General features: G+C 68.5%; 18 protein-coding genes, 1 tRNA gene and 1 pseudogene. 12 read left to right on the plus strand and 8 right to left on the minus strand.

The genetic code is table 11. From position 1 onward, the window contains the following. From KZ829_RS01260 to KZ829_RS01290, 7 genes are all read left to right on the plus strand, one after another. Positions 1–1230 carry a type II secretion system F family protein gene (locus KZ829_RS01260; RefSeq protein ID WP_220142029.1) on the plus strand — a complete coding sequence of 410 codons (1230 nt, stop codon included), beginning with the start codon at positions 1–3 and terminating at the stop codon, positions 1228–1230. 107 nt (positions 1231–1337) lie between these two features. After that, positions 1338–1829, plus strand: coding sequence for a prepilin-type N-terminal cleavage/methylation domain-containing protein (locus KZ829_RS01265; protein WP_281428011.1), 492 nt, complete (start codon positions 1338–1340; stop codon positions 1827–1829). A 79-nt stretch (positions 1830–1908) separates the two neighbouring features. Next, positions 1909–2694 (plus strand): prepilin peptidase, encoded by a 786-nt coding sequence (locus KZ829_RS01270; RefSeq protein WP_220142030.1) that lies wholly within the window; start codon positions 1909–1911, stop codon positions 2692–2694. Positions 2695–2726: 32 nt separating this feature from the next. Then, the gene (gene pilM / locus KZ829_RS01275) at positions 2727–3749 is read left to right on the plus strand and encodes a type IV pilus assembly protein PilM (RefSeq protein WP_220142031.1); all 1023 of its coding nucleotides are present in this window, start codon (positions 2727–2729) and stop codon (positions 3747–3749) included. Next, positions 3749–4435, plus strand: a complete 687-nt coding sequence (locus KZ829_RS01280) for a PilN domain-containing protein (protein ID WP_220142032.1) — start codon at positions 3749–3751, stop codon at positions 4433–4435. The genes pilM and KZ829_RS01280 overlap by 1 nt, the downstream gene beginning before the upstream one ends. Beyond that, entirely contained in the window at positions 4435–5016 is a 582-nt protein-coding gene (locus KZ829_RS01285; protein WP_220142033.1) for a type 4a pilus biogenesis protein PilO, read from the plus strand. Before KZ829_RS01280 ends, KZ829_RS01285 begins: the two co-directional genes overlap by 1 nt. A 90-nt stretch (positions 5017–5106) precedes the next feature. Next, positions 5107–5499, plus strand: coding sequence for a response regulator (locus tag KZ829_RS01290; protein WP_220142034.1), 393 nt, complete (start codon positions 5107–5109; stop codon positions 5497–5499). 145 nt (positions 5500–5644) lie between these two features. Here the strand turns inward: KZ829_RS01290 and KZ829_RS01295 are convergent, their stop codons facing one another. Together KZ829_RS01295 and KZ829_RS01300 are read right to left on the minus strand one after the other, a co-directional pair. Further along, complete coding sequence (locus KZ829_RS01295; protein WP_308285294.1) at positions 5645–7042, minus strand: glycoside hydrolase family 6 protein; 1398 nt, start codon at positions 7040–7042, stop codon at positions 5645–5647. Between the two features lie 137 nt (positions 7043–7179). Then, positions 7180–8340, minus strand: a complete 1161-nt coding sequence (locus KZ829_RS01300) for an extracellular solute-binding protein (protein WP_220142035.1) — start codon at positions 8338–8340, stop codon at positions 7180–7182. A 415-nt stretch (positions 8341–8755) separates the two neighbouring features. On the opposite strand from KZ829_RS01300, the gene KZ829_RS01305 reads away from it, so the two are divergent. Further along, on the plus strand, positions 8756–10393 hold the full coding sequence (locus KZ829_RS01305) for a methyl-accepting chemotaxis protein (RefSeq protein ID WP_220142036.1): 1638 nt from the start codon (positions 8756–8758) through the stop codon (positions 10391–10393). 54 nt (positions 10394–10447) lie between these two features. On the opposite strand, the gene KZ829_RS01310 is transcribed toward KZ829_RS01305, so the two are convergent. Together KZ829_RS01310 and KZ829_RS01315 are read right to left on the minus strand one after the other, a co-directional pair. Then, positions 10448–10520, minus strand: a tRNA-Ala gene (locus KZ829_RS01310). An 86-nt stretch (positions 10521–10606) separates the two neighbouring features. Next, positions 10607–11155, minus strand: coding sequence for a YqgE/AlgH family protein (locus KZ829_RS01315; protein WP_188126952.1), 549 nt, complete (start codon positions 11153–11155; stop codon positions 10607–10609). A gap of 121 nt (positions 11156–11276) precedes the next feature. Here KZ829_RS01315 and KZ829_RS01320 point away from each other — a divergent pair, with 121 nt between their 5' ends. Continuing rightward, positions 11277–12086: an S-methyl-5'-thioadenosine phosphorylase gene (locus KZ829_RS01320; RefSeq protein WP_220142037.1), complete on the plus strand. Its 810-nt coding sequence runs from the start codon at positions 11277–11279 to the stop codon at positions 12084–12086. Positions 12087–12139: 53 nt separating this feature from the next. Here KZ829_RS01320 and KZ829_RS01325 read toward each other — a convergent pair whose 3' ends face one another. After that, positions 12140–13483 (minus strand): extracellular catalytic domain type 1 short-chain-length polyhydroxyalkanoate depolymerase, encoded by a 1344-nt coding sequence (locus KZ829_RS01325; protein ID WP_220142038.1) that lies wholly within the window; start codon positions 13481–13483, stop codon positions 12140–12142. A gap of 194 nt (positions 13484–13677) precedes the next feature. On the opposite strand from KZ829_RS01325, the gene KZ829_RS01330 reads away from it, so the two are divergent. Beyond that, entirely contained in the window at positions 13678–14355 is a 678-nt protein-coding gene (locus KZ829_RS01330; protein WP_308285295.1) for an aggregation-promoting factor C-terminal-like domain-containing protein, read from the plus strand. Positions 14356–14427: 72 nt separating this feature from the next. Here KZ829_RS01330 and KZ829_RS01335 read toward each other — a convergent pair whose 3' ends face one another. The 3 genes from KZ829_RS01335 to KZ829_RS01345 form a co-directional block, all read right to left on the minus strand. Next, positions 14428–15018, minus strand: a complete 591-nt coding sequence (locus KZ829_RS01335) for a DUF4360 domain-containing protein (protein WP_220142039.1) — start codon at positions 15016–15018, stop codon at positions 14428–14430. A 108-nt stretch (positions 15019–15126) separates the two neighbouring features. Further along, positions 15127–15723, minus strand: a complete 597-nt coding sequence (locus tag KZ829_RS01340) for a DUF4360 domain-containing protein (RefSeq protein WP_220142040.1) — start codon at positions 15721–15723, stop codon at positions 15127–15129. A gap of 32 nt (positions 15724–15755) precedes the next feature. Then, on the minus strand, positions 15756–16358 hold the full coding sequence (locus KZ829_RS01345; protein WP_220142041.1) for a DUF4360 domain-containing protein: 603 nt from the start codon (positions 16356–16358) through the stop codon (positions 15756–15758). 494 nt (positions 16359–16852) lie between these two features. Here KZ829_RS01345 and KZ829_RS44370 point away from each other — a divergent pair. Together KZ829_RS44370 and KZ829_RS01350 are read left to right on the plus strand one after the other, a co-directional pair. Continuing rightward, a pseudogene (locus KZ829_RS44370) lies at positions 16853–16999 on the plus strand (PIN domain-containing protein); the annotation flags it as partial. A 91-nt stretch (positions 17000–17090) separates the two neighbouring features. Continuing rightward, positions 17091–17258: a type II toxin-antitoxin system HicB family antitoxin gene (locus KZ829_RS01350; protein ID WP_220142042.1), complete on the plus strand. Its 168-nt coding sequence runs from the start codon at positions 17091–17093 to the stop codon at positions 17256–17258. Positions 17259–17344: the final 86 nt, after the last annotated feature.

A 17344-nucleotide genomic window follows, 5' to 3' on the forward strand; every position in this document is an offset into this window, starting at 1 on the left:
ATGCCGTCAACCAAGACCTTCCGGTACGAGGCGATCGACGCCACCGGAAAGAAGGCCAAGGGCACCATCGAGGCGCCCAACGAGGCCGCCGCCACCCACATGCTGCGCCAGCGCGGTGACGTGCCGCTCGGCGTCACCGAGTCCGGCAAGGGTCTCCAGATGGAGATCAAGATCCCCGGCCTGGGCAGCGGCGTCAAGCTGAAGGATCTCGCCGTGTTCGCACGGCAGTTCGCCACGATGACCGCGTCCGGCATGTCGCTGCTGCGGTCGCTGGCGATCCTCGAGGAGCAGACCTCCGCGCCGGCGTTGAAGAAGGCGATCGCCGAGGTGAGCACCGATGTGGCCGGAGGCGCCGGGCTCTCGGCGTCGATGGCCAAACACGACCGCGTCTTCCCGCGCCTGATGATCGCCATGATCCGGGCCGGTGAGACGGGCGGCATGATCGACCAGGCCCTCGAGCAGATCGCCGAGAGCCTGGAGAAGGACACCGCGCTCCGCGGCAAGATCAAGGGCGCGCTGACCTATCCGGCGATCGTGCTGGCATTCACCTTCGTCATGATCGCCGGCGTACTGATCTTCATCGTCCCGATCTTCGAGGAGATGTTCCGAAACCTCGGCGGCGAGCTGCCGGCGATCACCCAGTTCCTGGTCACCACCAGCCACAACATGGGCTGGATCGGGCCGCTCGCGCTGGGCTCGATGATCGGTGGAAGCGTCCTCTACAAACGCCGGATGCGCGCCAGCGAGGAGTTCCGCCTCAGGGTCGACAAGATCAAGGTTCGGATGCCGGTCTTCGGGCCGCTGCTACAGAAGCTCGCCATGAGCCGCTTCTCCCGCAACCTGGGCCTGCTCCTGAACGTCGGCGTTCCGGTCATGCAGGCGCTGACGGTGGTCGGCGAGACCACCGGCAACGAAGTCATCAACGCCGCGATGAAGGACGTCCAGGCGACCGTCCGGGACGGCAACCCGATGTCCTCGGCACTACGGAATCACCCGATCTTCCCGGCCATGGTCACCCAGATGATCGAGGTCGGCGAAGAGAGCGGTCAGATCAGTCAGATGCTCGACAAGGTTGCCGATTTCTACGACCGCGAGGTCGACGCCGCGGCCGAGTCACTGACCGCGTCCATCGAACCCATCATGGTGCTCGTCATGGGCACCGTGGTCGGCGGCATGGTCATCTGCCTCTACCTGCCGATGTTCACGATCTACCAGAACATCCAGGGCTGACGGCCCGGCAACGACGCCACCGCCGTTCTCCCGGCCGACTCCCGACGGCCGACAGCAACACCCTTCCGGGCGCCCGAGCCCGGCCCTTCCCCAACCACCCCACGCCCATGGAGGCACCCCTAATGCAGGACATCATCGCCCGACTCCGCGCCGGCAAGAAGAACGACGAGGGCTTCACCCTGATCGAGCTCCTGGTCGTGGTGGTCATCATCGGTGTGCTGGTCGCGATCGCCGTGCCGGTGTACCTGAACTACCGGCAGGGCGCTGCCGACAAGTCGGCTCAGTCGGACGTGCGCGGCGCGATCAGCGCGGTCGAGCAGTTCTACACCGAGAACAACAACTCGTACCCGACGACCACGCTCCACGAGAACAACGCGGATGGCCAGAAGCCGACCCTGAAGATGTCGACCGCCACTGACGCCAAGGTGATCACCCTGTCCGACAAGACCGAGCTCACCTACGTCGTCGGCACGAAGGCCGGCACCTACAAGATCTGCGCGACCAACTCCGGCGGCAGCGGCAAGGTCTACCTGTACGACAGCGAGAAGGGCGGCTCGGTCAAGGACGCCGCCGTGAAGATCGCATCCTGCGTCGCCTGACGCACCACTCCCGGGTGGCGCCGACTCCGGCGCCACCCGGCCCCGTTCCCATCCCCTGACGAACCCGAGGAGGACCGCCGTGCCCCAGACCCTGCTGATCGGCATCGTGGCCCTCCTCGGGCTCGCCGTCGGATCCTTCCTGAACGTCGTGATCCACCGGGTGCCCCGCGACGAGTCGCTGGTCCGCCCCGGATCACACTGCCCCGAGTGCGGCAACCCGGTCCGGGCCCGGCACAACGTGCCGGTGCTCGGCTGGCTCGTGCTGCGCGGCCGGTGCGCCGACTGCGGCACCCGGATCAGCGCCCGCTATCCGCTGGTCGAGGCCGGCACGGCCGTCCTCTTCGCGGCGGTCGCGGCCCGCTTCGGCTGGTCCTGGGAACTGCCCGCCTACCTCTACCTGGCCGCCGTCGCGATCGCCCTGGCGATGATCGACCTGGACGTCATGCGGCTGCCCAACAAGATCGTCCTTCCCTCGTACGGCGTGGCCGTCGCACTCCTGGCGCCGGTCTCGCTGGCCGCCGGCTCCCCCGGCGACCTGCTCCGCGGCGCCCTCGCCGCGGTCCTGCTCTACCTGGTCTACCGGGTGCTCGCGATCTGGGGCATGGGCGGCGGCGACGTGAAGCTGGCCCCGCTGCTCGGCTTCTACCTCGGCTGGCTCGGCTGGAACGCGGTCACGGTCGGCGCCTTCGCCGCGTTCCTGCTCGGTGGCCTTGTCGGCGGCGTCCTGCTGGCCCTCAAGCTGGTCAGCCGCAAGAGCCGGGTGCCCTTCGGCCCGTACATGCTGGCCGGCGCCTTCCTGGCGGTCTTCGCCGCGGCGCCGCTCGCCGACTGGTACACCACCACCCTGTTGCTCCCCTCCGCCTGAATCCGAATACCGCTGAGAAGGAAGGAAGACCGATGGCTGGCGCACCGCCGATCGGGCTCGACATCGGCTCGTCCTCCATCCGGGCCGTCGAGGTCCGGCGCAGCAAGGACGACTACTCCCTGGTCAACTTCGGCCAGTTCCCGCTGGAGCCGGGCACCGTCTCGGCCGGCGTGATCCAGAACCCGGGCGCGGTCACCGCGGCGCTCAAGCAGCTCTGGGCCGCCTGCAAGTTCGGCACCAAGCGGGTCACCCTGGCGGTCACCAACCCGCAGCTGGTGGTCCGCGAGACGTCGATCGCCAACCTGCCGGCCGGCCAGATGCGCCAGGCCCTGCCCTTCCAGGTCAAGGAGCAGCTGCCGCTGGCGGTCGAGCGCTCACTGCTCGACTTCTATCCGCTGGAGCAGCCCGGGGACAACCCGACCGTACGCGGACTGCTGATCGCCGTGCCCAAGGAGGCCGTGGTCACCCTGGTCCAGGCGGTCCAGAAGGCCGGCCTCAAGGTCAAGGGCGTCGACCTCGCCTCGTTCGCCATGCTGCGCGCCGCCTCCCGGCTGGACGCCCAGGTGGAGGCGATCGTCGACATCGGCGCGAACATCACCAGCGTGGTGGTGCACGCCGACGGTGAGCCGCTGTTCGTGCGTACCCTGCCCCGGGGCGGCGCCGAGATCACCGAGAGCATCGCCGGCCGCCTGGGCCTGGAGACGGCCGAGGCCGAGGCGCTCAAGTGCCGGTACGGCATGCACGGCAACGGCAACCCGGACGCGGTGGCAGCCCTGGTCGACGCGGTCCGCCCGCTCTCCAGCGAGCTGCGCAGCTCGTTCACCTACCTGGCCTCCGGTGAGCGGCAGAAGCAGGTCACCCGGATCTCGCTGTGCGGTGGCAGCGCGCTCATGCCCGGCCTCGCCGAGCACCTCCAGGAGCAGCTCGGCGTCGCGGTCAGGTACGCGGACAGCGCGGCCCGGCTGCGCGACACCCGCAAGGCGCGCGAGCGTGGTTTCGACAGTTTCGTGCCGTCGGCGGCGGTGTCGATCGGCCTCACCCTCGGAGCGGCCTGATGACCCCCACCGCACTGATGCCCGTGGACCCCACGGTCTCGCCGCAGCAGGCGGCCCGGGTCCTGACGATCCGCGCCGACCTGCTGCCCCCGGAGATCCGGGACGGCCGCCGGGCCCGGCGCACCCGCTCGCTGGTCATCGTGCTGGTGCTGGTCACGCTGGCCGGCCTGGGCACCTGGTACTGGCAGGCCGGGCTGGCGAAGCAGGCCGCGGACGACGAGTACAACGAGACCTTCCAGTCGCTCACCGACGCCCGGTCCGACCAGAAGACCAAGAAGCTCGAGGCCCTGGTCGAGTACCAGGAGGGCGGCGAGGCGCTGGACACCGAGCTGAAAGCGGTGCTGGCGAACGACCTCTCCTGGACCAACATGATGAACCTGCTGCGGAACAAGGCCCAGAAGGGCGTGACGATCGATGAGATCACCGGCGGCCTGGTCGAGGAGGAGAGCGCCGAGGCCTCCGACGGCGTCGTCGGCACCCTGACCGTCACCGGCGCCGCTGAGGACAAGCGCCTGGTCGCCGACTACGTGAACCGGCTCGGCGCCCTCAAGCACGTGGCGAACCCGTTCGTCACCAGCGTGGCGAAGGAGACCGACGGCGAGTTCACCTTCAGCGTCTCGGTCTCCATCACCGACAAGGCCCTGTGCGGCCGGTTCACTTCCGACTGCCCGAGTGGAGGCAAGTGATGACCGCACGCCGTATCGACCATATCTGGCTCTTCGGCGGCCTGGCCCTGACCGTCCTGCTGGCGGCGGGTGGCTGGTTCCTGCTGATCAAGCCGCAGTACACCAACCGGGACAGCGTGCAGGCCGACACCGCCGACACCCAGATCCAGCTCATCAAGGAACGGAAGAGGCTGGCCGAGCTCACGGCCCAGCTCAAGAAGGTCGACACCTACAAGGCCACCCTGGTCGAGGCGCAGCAGGCGCTGCCGTACGGGGAGAACACCAACAAGATCCCCGAGTTCCTGAAGCAGCTCCAGACCCTCGGCACCAAGTACGGCGTCGACGCCAGCGGCTACAGCGCCTCGGCGCCGGAGGAGTCCGAGACCACCCCGACGGTGAAGCGGCTGCCGATCACCCTCAACATCGAGGGCGAGAAGGTCGACGAGATCCTCAAGTTCGTCAAGCACCTGCAGAGCGTGCAGCCGCGCGCCGTGCTGATCCAGAACGCCAAGCTCAGCGGCAACGACAAGGACGGCTGGGAGGTCAACCTGACCCTGAGCGCCTTCGTCACCACCACCGAGACGATCACGGTCGGCTCATGAGTGACCGCTGCAACCGGCTCGCAACCGGTTAGCTCTCCTCGACCGGCCTTCCTCGCCGAAGAGCCAGACGTCACCGAGGAGGAGCTGCCGATGAACCAGAACCTGATCCTGATCGCCGACGACGACAGCGACGTGCGCGACATGCTGACCGTGACGCTGGAGGAGGCCGGTTACCAGGTTCTCGCCGCGAAGGACGGCACCACCGCGGCCCGCATCATGACGCGCGCCAAACCGGTCGGCCTGATCACCGACGTACGCATGCCGGACATGAACGGGATGGAGCTGTGCCGCCTGGCCCGCAACAACCCGGAGCTGCGCGACATGGCGATCCTCATGGTGTCCGGCAACAGCCACACGTACGACGTGGACGCGGGCCTCGGCGCCGGCGCCGACGGCTACCTGTCGAAGCCGCTGTCGCCGCGCCATCTGGTGGCTGAGCTGCAGTCCCTGATCAGCCGCCGCTACGTCGGCGCGGCTTCCTGAAAGAACCGGGAATTCCTGTGGAATTCCTATGCATGGTCGCCAAACTCTCGCATTCTCCCGAAACGACGGATATCGTTACGCTCGGCCCGTGCCGCTCCCCCCGTAGCGGCACGGGCCATCCCGGTTCGCCGGGGTTACCCCCGGATCAAACCTTGGCGCAGGTCAGCACCGGCGTTCCGGAGCTTCCCGATCCGATGAGCCCGAACTGGGCGCTCCCGCCGGCCGGCAGAGTCCCGTTCCAGGCCGCGTTGCGGACCGTGACGGTCGAGCCCGACACGCTGAGCACTCCGCCCCAGACCTGACTGATCGACTGACCGGAGGCCAGGGTCCAGGTGACGGCCCAGCCGTTCGGCGTGCCACTGCCCGCGGCGACGGTGACCTCACCCTGGAAACCACCCTGCCAGGAACTCGTCGTCCGGAAGGTGGCCGTGCACGACCCGCCCGTCGACGGCGATCCGGACGGTGACGGCGATGTCGAGGGCGAGGTGGACGGCGACGCCGAGGTCGAGGGTGACGGTGACGCGGTGGACGGCGTCACGCTCGGTGAGGTCGACGGGTCCGGCGCCGAGCTCGCCAGGCTGTACGCGAGGTCCGGCTGGAACGACCCGGCCGCGTAACGGCATCCATCCGCCTCGCCCGGCGGCTTGACCCACAGGTATCCGTCGATGTTCGCGTCGCCGGTGTTCGTGGTCGGGTACTGCCCGATCCGCCGGTCGGTGTTGTCGTCGCCGCACCAGTCACCGCTGGCCCCACCGTTACGGCTGGTGTCGATCACCTGCCGCTTGCCGGTGATGCCCTGGCCGTTGAGCGCGCTGATGATCGACCGCCCGTACGCCGACTCGGCGGAGGTCCCGTTGAAGTTGGACACGTTGGTGTAGAAGCCGTCGGCGGCGGCGACACCGGCGGCCGCCAGCCGGGACGCCTGGTCGGCGGCGCTGTTCCAGGCGGAGTGGCCCGCGTCGAGGTAGACCTTGGCGTTCGGGTTGGCCGCCTTCAGCGTCTGGGTGGCGGTACGCAGCGCCTGGTTGCGGGCCGCGATCTCGGTGCTGTTCAGACAGGTGAGCAGCGCGATCGAGTCGGGCTCGAGTACCACGACGGCCGTCTGGCCGCCGAGTCCCTGCGCCGCCCCGTTGATCCAGGTCTGGTACTGCGTCAGGTCGGGCGCACCACCCGAACTGGCGCCACCGCAGTCACGATTGGTGATGCCGTAGAGCGTGAGGACCGGAATCTGCCCGGCCGCGTTGGCGGCGCCGACATACGCCGACACCTCGCTGCGGATGGTGGAGACGTTGAACGAGGCGAACCAGCGCGAGGCGGGCTGGCTGGCGACCCGGTTACGGATCACCGTGGTGCGCGAGTCGTTCGGATTGGCCTGCACCCAGCGCGCCACGGCGCTGTCCGGGTCACGGTAGAGCGTGCCACTGATGGTCCCGGCCGAGGCGGCGCCGGTGGCCGCCCAGAGGCCGGCGCCCACCGTGGCACAGACCACGGTGGTAGCCAGGATCTTGGAACGAGAACGGAAACGGGGACGGGTGGGGAACACGGGCCACTCCTGGGGATGAGGGATGCCGAGTGGGAGCGCTCCCAAGATACGGCCGACACCGTGTCACCACAAGAGACAGCGAAGCCAGGAACGCCCGGACCGAAGTCCGGGCGTTCACAAACGGGGCGAAGAGAGCATCAGCCGGTGTAGTCGGTGAGGATCTGCTGGTACTGCCGGGCGGTCTCGCTCATGCCGCCCTGCACGCTGACCTTGCCTTGCAGGATGCGGCCGAGCGCGGTCTCGAACGGTGTGTACAACTCGCCGCCCTTGGCGACCGCGGGCCGGGCCCGGGCGATCTGCAGTGCCGGCTGGAACCCGGCGATAGTGCTGTTCTTCTTCACTTCCGCGGTATACGCCGAGACCCGGGTGGGCATGGTGTTGTTCTTGACCGCGACCTGAGCCTGGCTCTCGGCCGAGTTGATGAACTGGATGAACGCGTGCGCGGCGGCCGCGTTCGGCGAGTCCGCGGACACCACGAGGTTCTGGCCACCGGTCGGCGCGGCCGCGGCGCCTGAACCTCCGGCCGGAACGGGGGCGATGCCGAGGTTGGCCGCGTTCTTGAACGCCGGCCCGGAGGTGGCGTCCGGCACGGACCACGGCCCGTTGATCACCATGGCGACACGTCCCTCCTTGAACGCCGACTGCATGCCGCCGTACAGATCGGCGAAGTTCGGCGCCACGGCCGCCCCGGAGGAGATCAGATCCTGAGCGGTACGGATCGCGGTGGCGACCTTCGACGAGGTCACGGTGATCTTCTTGTTGTCGGCGTCGACCCAGTCGGTGCCCTCGCCGTACAGGAAAGGCAGGAAGAAGTAGGCGCCGGTGTTGAGGTAGAGGCCGTCGGCGCCGGTCTTGGCCTTCACCGCGCGGCCGGCCGCCTTCAGCTCGCTCCAGGTCTGCGGCGGCTTCGTGACGCCGGCCTTCTTCAGCAGCGCCTTGTTGTAGAGCAGGCCGAGGGTGTCGGTGACCTGCGGGGCGCCGTAGACGTGGTCCTTGACGACGGCGGTGTCCAGCGGACCGGGAAGGAAGTCAGGCGCGTCGTCGAGGGCGGGGGTGCCGTCCAGGGGCGCGATGGCACCGGCCGCGGCGAGCGCCGGGATGGCGCCGCCGTCGATGCGCAGCACATCCGGAACGTCCTTACCGGCCTCGGCCGCCGCACTGAACTTCGACTGCGCGTCACCGAAGGCAACGTAGACGTGATCCACCTTCACATCGGGGTACCTGTCCTCGAAGGAAGAGATCAACTGCTCGTAGACCGGCCCCTCCGTCTTGGGGTCGGCGGTGTCCCAGTAGGTCACGGTGCCCGAAATCCCGGCGGTACGCCCCCCGGCGGGCTGGACACCACCAGTCCCACCATCACCGCAAGCGGTGAGCGTGAGAGTGAGCGCACCTACAGCGGCGACCGCCGTCAGTCCTGCACGACCCACGGTATCCACCAACCCTTCAGGTCGAATAGCCCTCGCCGGGGCCGGCATTCCGATCCCGGTATCGCGTTGCATCGGCCCTGGCAGCCCCGACATGACAAGCCCGCCAGCACTGTGAGCTACTACACTCCGTGGTGATCCAATTACTCTGCGGGTCCGTGTGGCCAATGGAGATGACGCCCACGCCGAATGCGCGGACGCCGCGGCCGGGCCACTCATCCGGCCGACCAGACCAGCCAGACATTCAGCCAGCCGGAACTCGGTGAGCTGCCATGGGAGGGACTCGCCGATGAAGGCCGAAGCCACCAGTCACAGCGGGCTGCCGGGCCGCAAACCCACCCGCTCCCCCGTCGCCTGGTTCGCCAACCGTCGCCTGGCAACCAAAATCATGATCACGGTGGGCTCGGTGGCGCTGACCGCCCTGGTCGCCTGCGTCTTCGCGATGACCCGCATGGCCAAGCTGAGCGACAGCCTGGACCAGATGCGCTCGGTCAACGTGGCGGGCCAGGAGCGCCTGGACACCGTCCGCGAGGGCGTTCAGCTCGCCAACGGCAACCTCGCGGCGTATCTGGCCGCCCGCGGCATCGACGCCAAGGCGCAGGTCGTCGAGCAGGCCAAGGAGGACGGGGCCGCCCTGGACCAGGCACTGGACGTGTATCGCGCCGGCATCAGCGCCGACGACCCGCGTCAGGCGGAGATCGCCAAGTTCAGCCAGGCTTGGGCGGACTACCAGAAGGTGCGCGACACCTGGGTGATCGGGGCGAGCGGCACGCCCGGCCCGTCGGTGATCCTGCAGCTACGGCAGACCGCCGACCAGATGGGCGACGCCCTCAGCGCCCTGATGGCCAGCGAACGCGCCAGCGCGGACGCCGCCGCCGACGAGGGCCGTAGCCAATACCGCACCGCACTGGCCGTCACCATCGCCCTGACCGTGAGCGCGCTGGTACTCGGCCTGGTGCTGTCCCTGCTGATCGCCCGCCCCATCGTCCGCCAGCTGCACGAGGTGGCCGCCGCCCTGCAGGCCACCGCCGAAGGCGACTACACCCACTCGCCGCAGGCGCGCAGCAGCGACGAACTCGGCCAGATGGCCGCCGCGATGCAGCGCGCCTCCGAGGCCCTGCGCTCAGCCATGGCCACCATCTCCACCAGCGTCCGCGGTGTCGCCGCCCACGCCGGCACGCTGTCCGAGACCGGCGCGTCGATCCGGGAGCTCTCGCGGGAGGGATCCGCCCAGGCCGCCACCGTCGCGGAGACCGCCGACGAGGTTTCCCGCAACCTGCAAGTGGTCGCCGCCGGCGGCGAGGAGATGGGCGCCTCGATCCGCGAGATCGCCTCCAGCGCCGTCGAGGGTGCCCGGGTCGCCGCCCAGGCGGTGGAGATGGCGGACTCGGCCGGCCGGACGATTGCCAGCCTGGGCACGTCGTCCGCCGAGATCGGCAGCGTGATCGCCACGATCACCTCGATCGCCGAGCAGACCAATCTGCTCGCGCTGAACGCCACCATCGAGGCCGCCCGGGCGGGCGAATCCGGCAAGGGCTTCGCCGTGGTCGCGGGAGAGGTCAAGGACCTCGCCCAGGAGACCGCCAAGGCGACCGAGGACATCTCACAGCGGGTGCAGGCGATCCAGGCCGACACCGAACGCGCGATCGCCGCGATCACCGAGATCAGTGAGATCATCAGCCGGGTCAACGGCCTGCAGGCCACGATCGCGTCGGCGGTCGAGGAACAGAGCGCCACCACCAGCGAAATGAACCGCAGCGTGGGTTACGCCGCCGCCGGTGGCGCCACGATCGCCGGCAGCGTCGACGGCCTCGCCGACTCCGCCCAGGCCACCGCCCGCGGCGTCGAGGACAGCCAGCAGGCCACGGCCCAGCTGGCCGACCTCACCGAAGAACTCGATGCCATGATCAGCCGGTTCCGCTTCTGAACCGGCGCGGACCGACAAAAAACGCCCGGACCGAAGCCCGGGCGTAAACAAGGGTGGAGCTGAGGGGACTCGAACCCCTGACCCCCACACTGCCAGTGTGGTGCGCTACCAGCTGCGCCACAGCCCCTTGCATGATCTTGCCTGTCCCCGGCGTTTCCCCCGGGCACGCTGGAAATACTACACACCTCCGCGACGACCCTTGCGGCACCCCCCTCAGTTGAGGGAGACGTCCGGCGGGAAGTGGGCGACCGCGGCGAGGATGTCGCCCTGCCGGCGCAGGACCATGGCCCAGAGATCGTCCGGGCGCTCGACGAACGGGTCGCCGGGCAGCGCGTCGAAGACGAACCAGGAGCCGGCGGCGATCTCCTCCTCGAGCTGGCCCGCGGACCATCCCGAGTAGCCGGCGAAGACCCGGATGCCGGTGACGTTCTCCCGCATCCGCTCCGGGTCGGCGGAGAGGTCGAGCGTGCCGAGCGCCCCGCTGACCGGGTGGAAGCCGGACAGCCGCTTCTTCACCTCGGGCCGGGTCCGGGCGAGGCAGATGGCCGACTCCGGCTGCACCGGGCCGCCCTCGAAGAGGACCGCCGGGTCACCGGCCAGCTCACCCCAGGTGCCGAGGACCTCGGCCACCGGAACCTCGGTCGCGCGGTTGAGCACGACCCCGAGCGCGCCGCCCGTCTCGTGGGCCACCAGCAGCACGACCGTACGGTCGAAGTTGGGGTCCTTGAGGGTGGGCGTGGCGACGAGCAGCCGACCGGTCATCGACTCCACCGACCGGCCTCCGATCCGCTGCTGCTCACCGAACACCTGATTACCGCCGTCCAGTCGACGTAGCCATGTCAGCACATTAGCTTGGCTTTCCGGCCACCGATAAGGTCTGGACATGAACCCGCCACCTACGGCAGCAGAGATCGGCGTCATCGGCGGATCGGGGCTGTACGCGCTTCTCGACAACGCCACCGAGCACGAGGTCGACACCCCGTACGGCCCGCCGTCGGACCGGATCACCGTGGCCGAGGTGGGTGGCCGCCGCCGGGTGGCGTTCCTGCCCCGCCACGGCCGTGACCACCGTTTTCCCCCGCACAAGATCCCCTATCGGGCGAATCTGTGGGCGCTGCGTTCACTGGGTGTCCGGCAGATCGTCGCCCCGTGCGCGGTCGGTGGCCTGCGCCCGGAGCTGGGTCCGGGCACGTTCGTGGTGCCGGACCAGCTGATCGACCGGACCAGCGGCCGTGAGCAGACGTTCTACGACTCCGGCGCGGTGCACGTGTCGTTCGCGGATCCGTACTGTCCGGTCGGCCGGTCGACGGTGCTGGATTCCGCCGAGCGGGTGAAGGCGGTGGACGGCGGCACCATGGTCGTGGTCGAGGGCCCGCGCTTCTCCAGCCGGGCCGAGTCCCGCTGGTTCACCTCGATCGGCGGCACGATCGTCAACATGACCGGCCATCCGGAGGCCGTCCTGGCACGCGAACTGGCCCTCTGCTACACGGCGATCGCCCTGGTCACCGATCTGGACGCGGGCGTCGAGGGCGAGCACGGCGTGACCCAGGAGGAGGTCTTCCAGGTCTTCGCCGACAACACCGCCCGGCTGCGGGACGTCCTGCTCGACGCGGTGGTCAAGCTGCCCGCCGAGCGGACCTGTGCGTGCAAGGACGCCCTGGCGGGCATCAAACTGCCGATTCAACTTCCCTGATCTGTACGACCGTACGCGGCGCCGAGTCGGGGACCCGGCGCCGCGGCGACGGGTCAGACGACCGCGCAGGTGGCGTTGTTGAGGGTGAAGGCGCCGGGTTCGGCGGTGCTGCCGGTGTGGGTGCCCTGGAAGCCGAAGGTCTGGGATCCGCCGGCGGTGAGCGTGCCGTTGTAGGAGACGTTGGTGGCGGCGACGGCCCCGCTGGTGGGGCTGACGGTGGCGTTCCAGGCGTTCGTCACGGTCTGCCCGGTGGGCAGGGTGAACCGGAGGGTCCAGCCGTTGACCGCCGCGGTGCCGGTGTTGGTGATGGTGATGGACGCGGTGAACCCGGTGTTCCAGGCGTTCACCGTGTAGCCGACCCGGCAGCCACCGGCCGGCGACGGGCTGGACGCGGAGGGACTCGGCGCCGAGGGGCTCGGTGACGACGGGCTGGGCGACGACGGGCTGGGCGACGACGGGCTGGGCGACGACGGCGTGGTGGTGTCGAGCCCGAGGAAGTGGACGGCGGCGGCCGCGTCGACGGGCAGGTTGTGGCTGACCCCGTTCATGCTGATCGCCTCCACCGGCGCGGTGTCACCGGTGCCGCCGTACCGGGTCCGGGTGTTTCCGCTCTGCGGGGTGTCGGTGAACGACGGAGTCTGGGTGAGACCGTGCACGTTCGTCCACTGGTCGATCTGCTCGCCGAAGTTGGGGTAGCGCAGGATCTCGTCGTTCGTGCCGTGCCACGTCTGCATGCGCGGGCGGCGCCCGCTGTAGCCCGGGTAGGCGTTACGGACCAGGTCACCCCACTGCTGCGGGGTCTTGGTGACGAGGCCGTTGGCGCAGTCGCTGTTCCACTCCGAGCCGTTGGTGGTGGCGAAGCACCCGAACGGCACGCCGGCGAACGCCGAGCCCGCGCTGAACACGTCGGGGTAGAGACCCAGCAGGACGTTCGTCATCATCGCCCCGCTGGAGACGCCGGTGGCCACGATCCGGTCGGCGTCGACCGGGTACCGCGCCCGTACGTAATCGATCATCGACTTGATGCCGACCGGGTCACTTCCGCCACCGCGGGTGAGCGCCTGCGGGGAGGCGACGTCGAAGCACTGGCTGCTGCGGGTCACCGACGGGTAGATGACGATGTAGCCGTACCGGTCGGCGAGCGCGGCGAATTGGGATCCGCTGTAGAAGGCCGGCCCGGTGCCGGTGCAGTAGTGGACGGCCACGAGCAGACCCGGCCGGGGCGCCAGGTTGTCGGGCACGTAGAGGTACATCCGCAGGTTGCTCGGATTGGTGCCGAAGCCGGTGACCTCGGTCAGCGCGGCCGCGGATGCGGGCCCGGGAAGGGCGACCGCGCCCAGTGCCGCCATGGTCGCGGTGACCAGTGCGGCGAGCAGGAGCTTGAGTCTCTTTCGCATCGGGGATTCCTCGCACTCGGGGTGGGAACGGGGACGCTTCGGTGTGGGGAGCACCCTAAGCATCGACCAGTATTTATCTTCGGCCGTGACCGCACCAGGGCCGTCCCAGGAGCCGCGCGAGCGGGGAGCGGGGGCGTATGATCCGTCGGATTTCACGCACAGCGACGACCCACGGCCGTCGAAGGGGACCCCCGGTGACTCGACCGCACATCATCCGAACCGTCGGCGCGCGCGCCGCCGCGGCGGCACTGCTGCTGGCCGCCCTGGCCGGTGGCGTCCATCTGGCACAGCGACCGGACTCCGGCCCGAACGCCGCCGGCGCTGCCGAGACCCAGCGCCTGCTGGCCGAGCGCGAGCGGCAGCACGCCGCGGCGCGGGCCGTCCGCGACGAGGCGAAACGACTCGCCGAGCAGAAGGCGAGCGCCGTGGTGAAGACCGCCGTCGCCGACGCCCGGGCGCTGGAGACCGCCCGGAAGAAGGTGGAGGCGGAGAAGGCTGCCGCCGCCAAGCGGGCCGCCGAGGTGGGCCCGGTGCCCTACACCGGCACGATCCCGGCGGCGTGCCGGAGCCTCAGCGGCAGCCGCGAGGTCGGCTGCGCCCTGATGATCGAGGCGGGCTTCGAGTTCAGCGAATTCTCCTGCCTGAACAAGCTGTGGGACCACGAGAGCGGCTGGAACTACCGGGCCACCAACCCGTCGTCGGGCGCCTACGGCATCCCGCAGGCCTACCCGGGCAGCAAGATGTCCTCGATCGCCGACGACTGGAAAATCAACCCGGCCACCCAGATCAAGTGGGGCCTCGGCTACGTCAAGGGCCGCTACGACTCCCCATGCGGCGCCTGGAACCACTTCCAGGACGCCGGCTCCTACTAGAGATGACGAGAGCGGCCCGCAATTCGCGGGCCGCTCTGTTTCTCGGCGAACCTGACGCACCCGGTCCTCGGCTCAGCATCGCCGCCACTTCGGGGATCCGAAGGTCGTCGCCACCAGGCCGGCGGTGCTCGCCGAGCCTCCGGCGACGCGCATCGTCTCAGCGATGGACAGGTTCACCGAGGTGCCGCACGGGGCCCACGCCGCCTGGTGTGGGACAACGCTGGTGTTCCAAGTACCGGTTCGCGGGCCCGCCACCTTCCTGGTGCCGATTACGGTCCACTCGATGCCGGTGAACCACATAGCAGTCGAAAGGGTCGCGGTCGCGGCCCCGTCGAGAGTGACGGTGGCCTGATTGGCCACCGAGGGAATCAGATAGGTCCACCCGGCCGGAGCCGCCACGCTCACGAAGAGGACACAGCTCTTGTAGTCGTTGCCCGAGACCGAAAAACCGCGATACCGCACCGTGACCGCCCCGGACGGCAGCACCAACGCATCGACGGGCGGCTTGGTGGTGGCGCTGCGGCGACAGCCGCTACCGTTCGCGTTGAGCAGCTTCACGGTGAGTTGCGGTTGTGTCCGCGGTGGTAAGGGACTTGCCGAGGCCGCCGGCACGAGCAGGGAAGTGCCGACGAGCGCCATCACGATGATCTTCAATCCGAACACGGGAACCCCTCGGTTGTTTCACGGCTCACCATCCACAACGGAGACCTTGGCGGCGAGTGGCCGGCCGGCCACGGGGAGCCCCGTCGCCGGCCGGTCGGTGTTCGCATGTCAGCACTGCTTCCAGGACAGGTTGAAGATCGTCGACGCCTTCGAGTCGGTGTCGATGAGCTCGGCGGAACTCGAGGTCTTCCCCTTCACCCGCAGCGTGTTGTTGACGTTCAGGTCGAGCGAGTCATTGCACGGCGCGTAGATGAGGTTGTGGGCGGCGCTGGTCGTGGTCCAGAGGTTGGTATCCGGGCCGCTGATCGAATTGTCGGCCGACGCGTTCCACGGGCTTCCGGTGAACCACGAGTTCATCTGCAACCTGGCCGACGACTGCGCGCCCAGGTCAGGCGTCACCCGGTTGATCACCGAGGTGATCGCATAGGTCCAGCCCTGGGGTACGGACACCCGGATCGACACCTTGCAGTTCTTGTAGTCGTTGCCGTACACGCGGAACGCGCTGTAGGACAGACTGAACGCGGTGTTGTCCGCGGTGGACTGAGCGGAGGTGGTGCCCGCGGGGCAGCCGCTGCCGAAGGCACCCAGGACCTTGAGGGTGATCACCGGCGCCGGTGTCGGCGCCGCCTGAGCCGCCGCCGGGAGAAGCGGCCCGAGCAGCGCCCCCGCGAGGATTGCCGCCGCCTTCTTCTTCGTACGGAACATGAGAACTCCTTTTAACAGTGGTGTTTCCGGAATCAGCATTCCTTCCACTTCAGAAGGAATTTGGTCGATACTCGGACGTCCTGAGCGAACAATTCCATCGAACTCGTCTCGGGCCCGGCGACCCGCAGCGTGGTGTTGAGAATCAAGTTGGCCGACGCGCCACAGGGGGCGAAGATCAGCGAATTGGCGGCGCTGTCCGTCTGCCAGAAGTCGTCGTACGGCCCCTTGAACGTCTGGTCCGCGCGCAGGGTCCACGGGAAACCGGTGAACCACGAGTTCATCATAATTCGGCCGGACGCGCCTCTATCGAGAACGGCATAGCCCCGATTGAAAGCCTCGTACACCGAATACGTCCAGCCCGCAGGAATACCGACTTTGATCTGGACATTGCAGTTCTTGAAGCCAGGCCCAGTCGCCTTGAACTGGCTGAAACTCACGGAGAACGCCGTCTTGTCCGGCACGTCGGTGGTGACGCTCGAATCGTGCAGGCAACCGCTGCCTTTGACAGCCTTGACCTCCAGCGTGACGGCGGGGTCCACCAGCCGCGCCAGCGCCAGCGCCGTCGAGGGCATCAGCGGCACGATCAGCGACACTCCGGCGACCGCGGCCGCCATCATCCGCCCCAACCTGAACATGGGATCCTCCCATTCACTATATGCGTTGGAAATTGCGGAATTGCTGGACACTCTGCCGTCCCGCCACGAATGCAGTGGCCCCGCGCAGTTAGGTGAAAACGGCAAACGTGACCGCTACGCCCGATTCGGCGCCTGCAGATCCACGTCAATCTGTCGCCGCCGGCCCGCAATCACCTTCGGAAAGATGAACATCAGGACGATTGTCGGCTACGCGGACAGTCCGGTGATCTTATAAATGACCCGGTGGCTCATACTGGCACACCGCCCGGATCGCTCCGCCGAGCCTACCCATGCCCTCGCCCGATGGGCTCGAAAGAGCAGCGATTACTCGGAAGCCTGGCCCCTCCACGCCGCGACCGCCCATTCATGGAACTCGGCGTGTGGTGTGCCGGTATCCGGGAAACACGCCCGCGCGGACGTTCTGCCACCTGCGGCACGGCTCCGCGGAGCGGATCTGACAAGGCGGCCAGTATCACCCGGCACCCGGCGCCGAGCACGGCATCGTCGCGGGACGGCCTCCGCTCATCCACCGAGACCCGTTCGATCGGATGCTCATCGCCCAGGCCAAGGTAGAGCATTTGACCTTATTGACCCGCGCCGCCGAGATCCAGAAGTACGACGTCGACATCCTGGCCGTATAACGGCGGCGGTTACGAGACGCGTTCGGGCAGCCGACCATCGTTGACAATCGCCTGGGATGAGGATGCCGGGCGCAACCTGCGGGAGACAGCAATGACGCGAACACTGACAGCCGCGGTTCACCAGGAAGACGACTGGTTCGTTGCCCGCTGCCTGGAACTCGACGTGGCCAGTCAAGGCGAGTCACTGGACGAGGCCCTGGCGAACCTCCGCGAAGCGGTAGAGCTGTACCTGGAACAGGTCTCCGACTTCCTGCGGTAGAACGGTCAAGCAACGACATCGGCCGCCCCACCTAGGCGATGGCAGGGCGGCCGATGATCTTTCAGTGGAGCTGATGACCGCTTACT

The organism is Actinoplanes hulinensis (assembly GCF_019429605.1).
Taxonomy (GTDB): domain Bacteria; phylum Actinomycetota; class Actinomycetes; order Mycobacteriales; family Micromonosporaceae; genus Actinoplanes; species Actinoplanes campanulatus.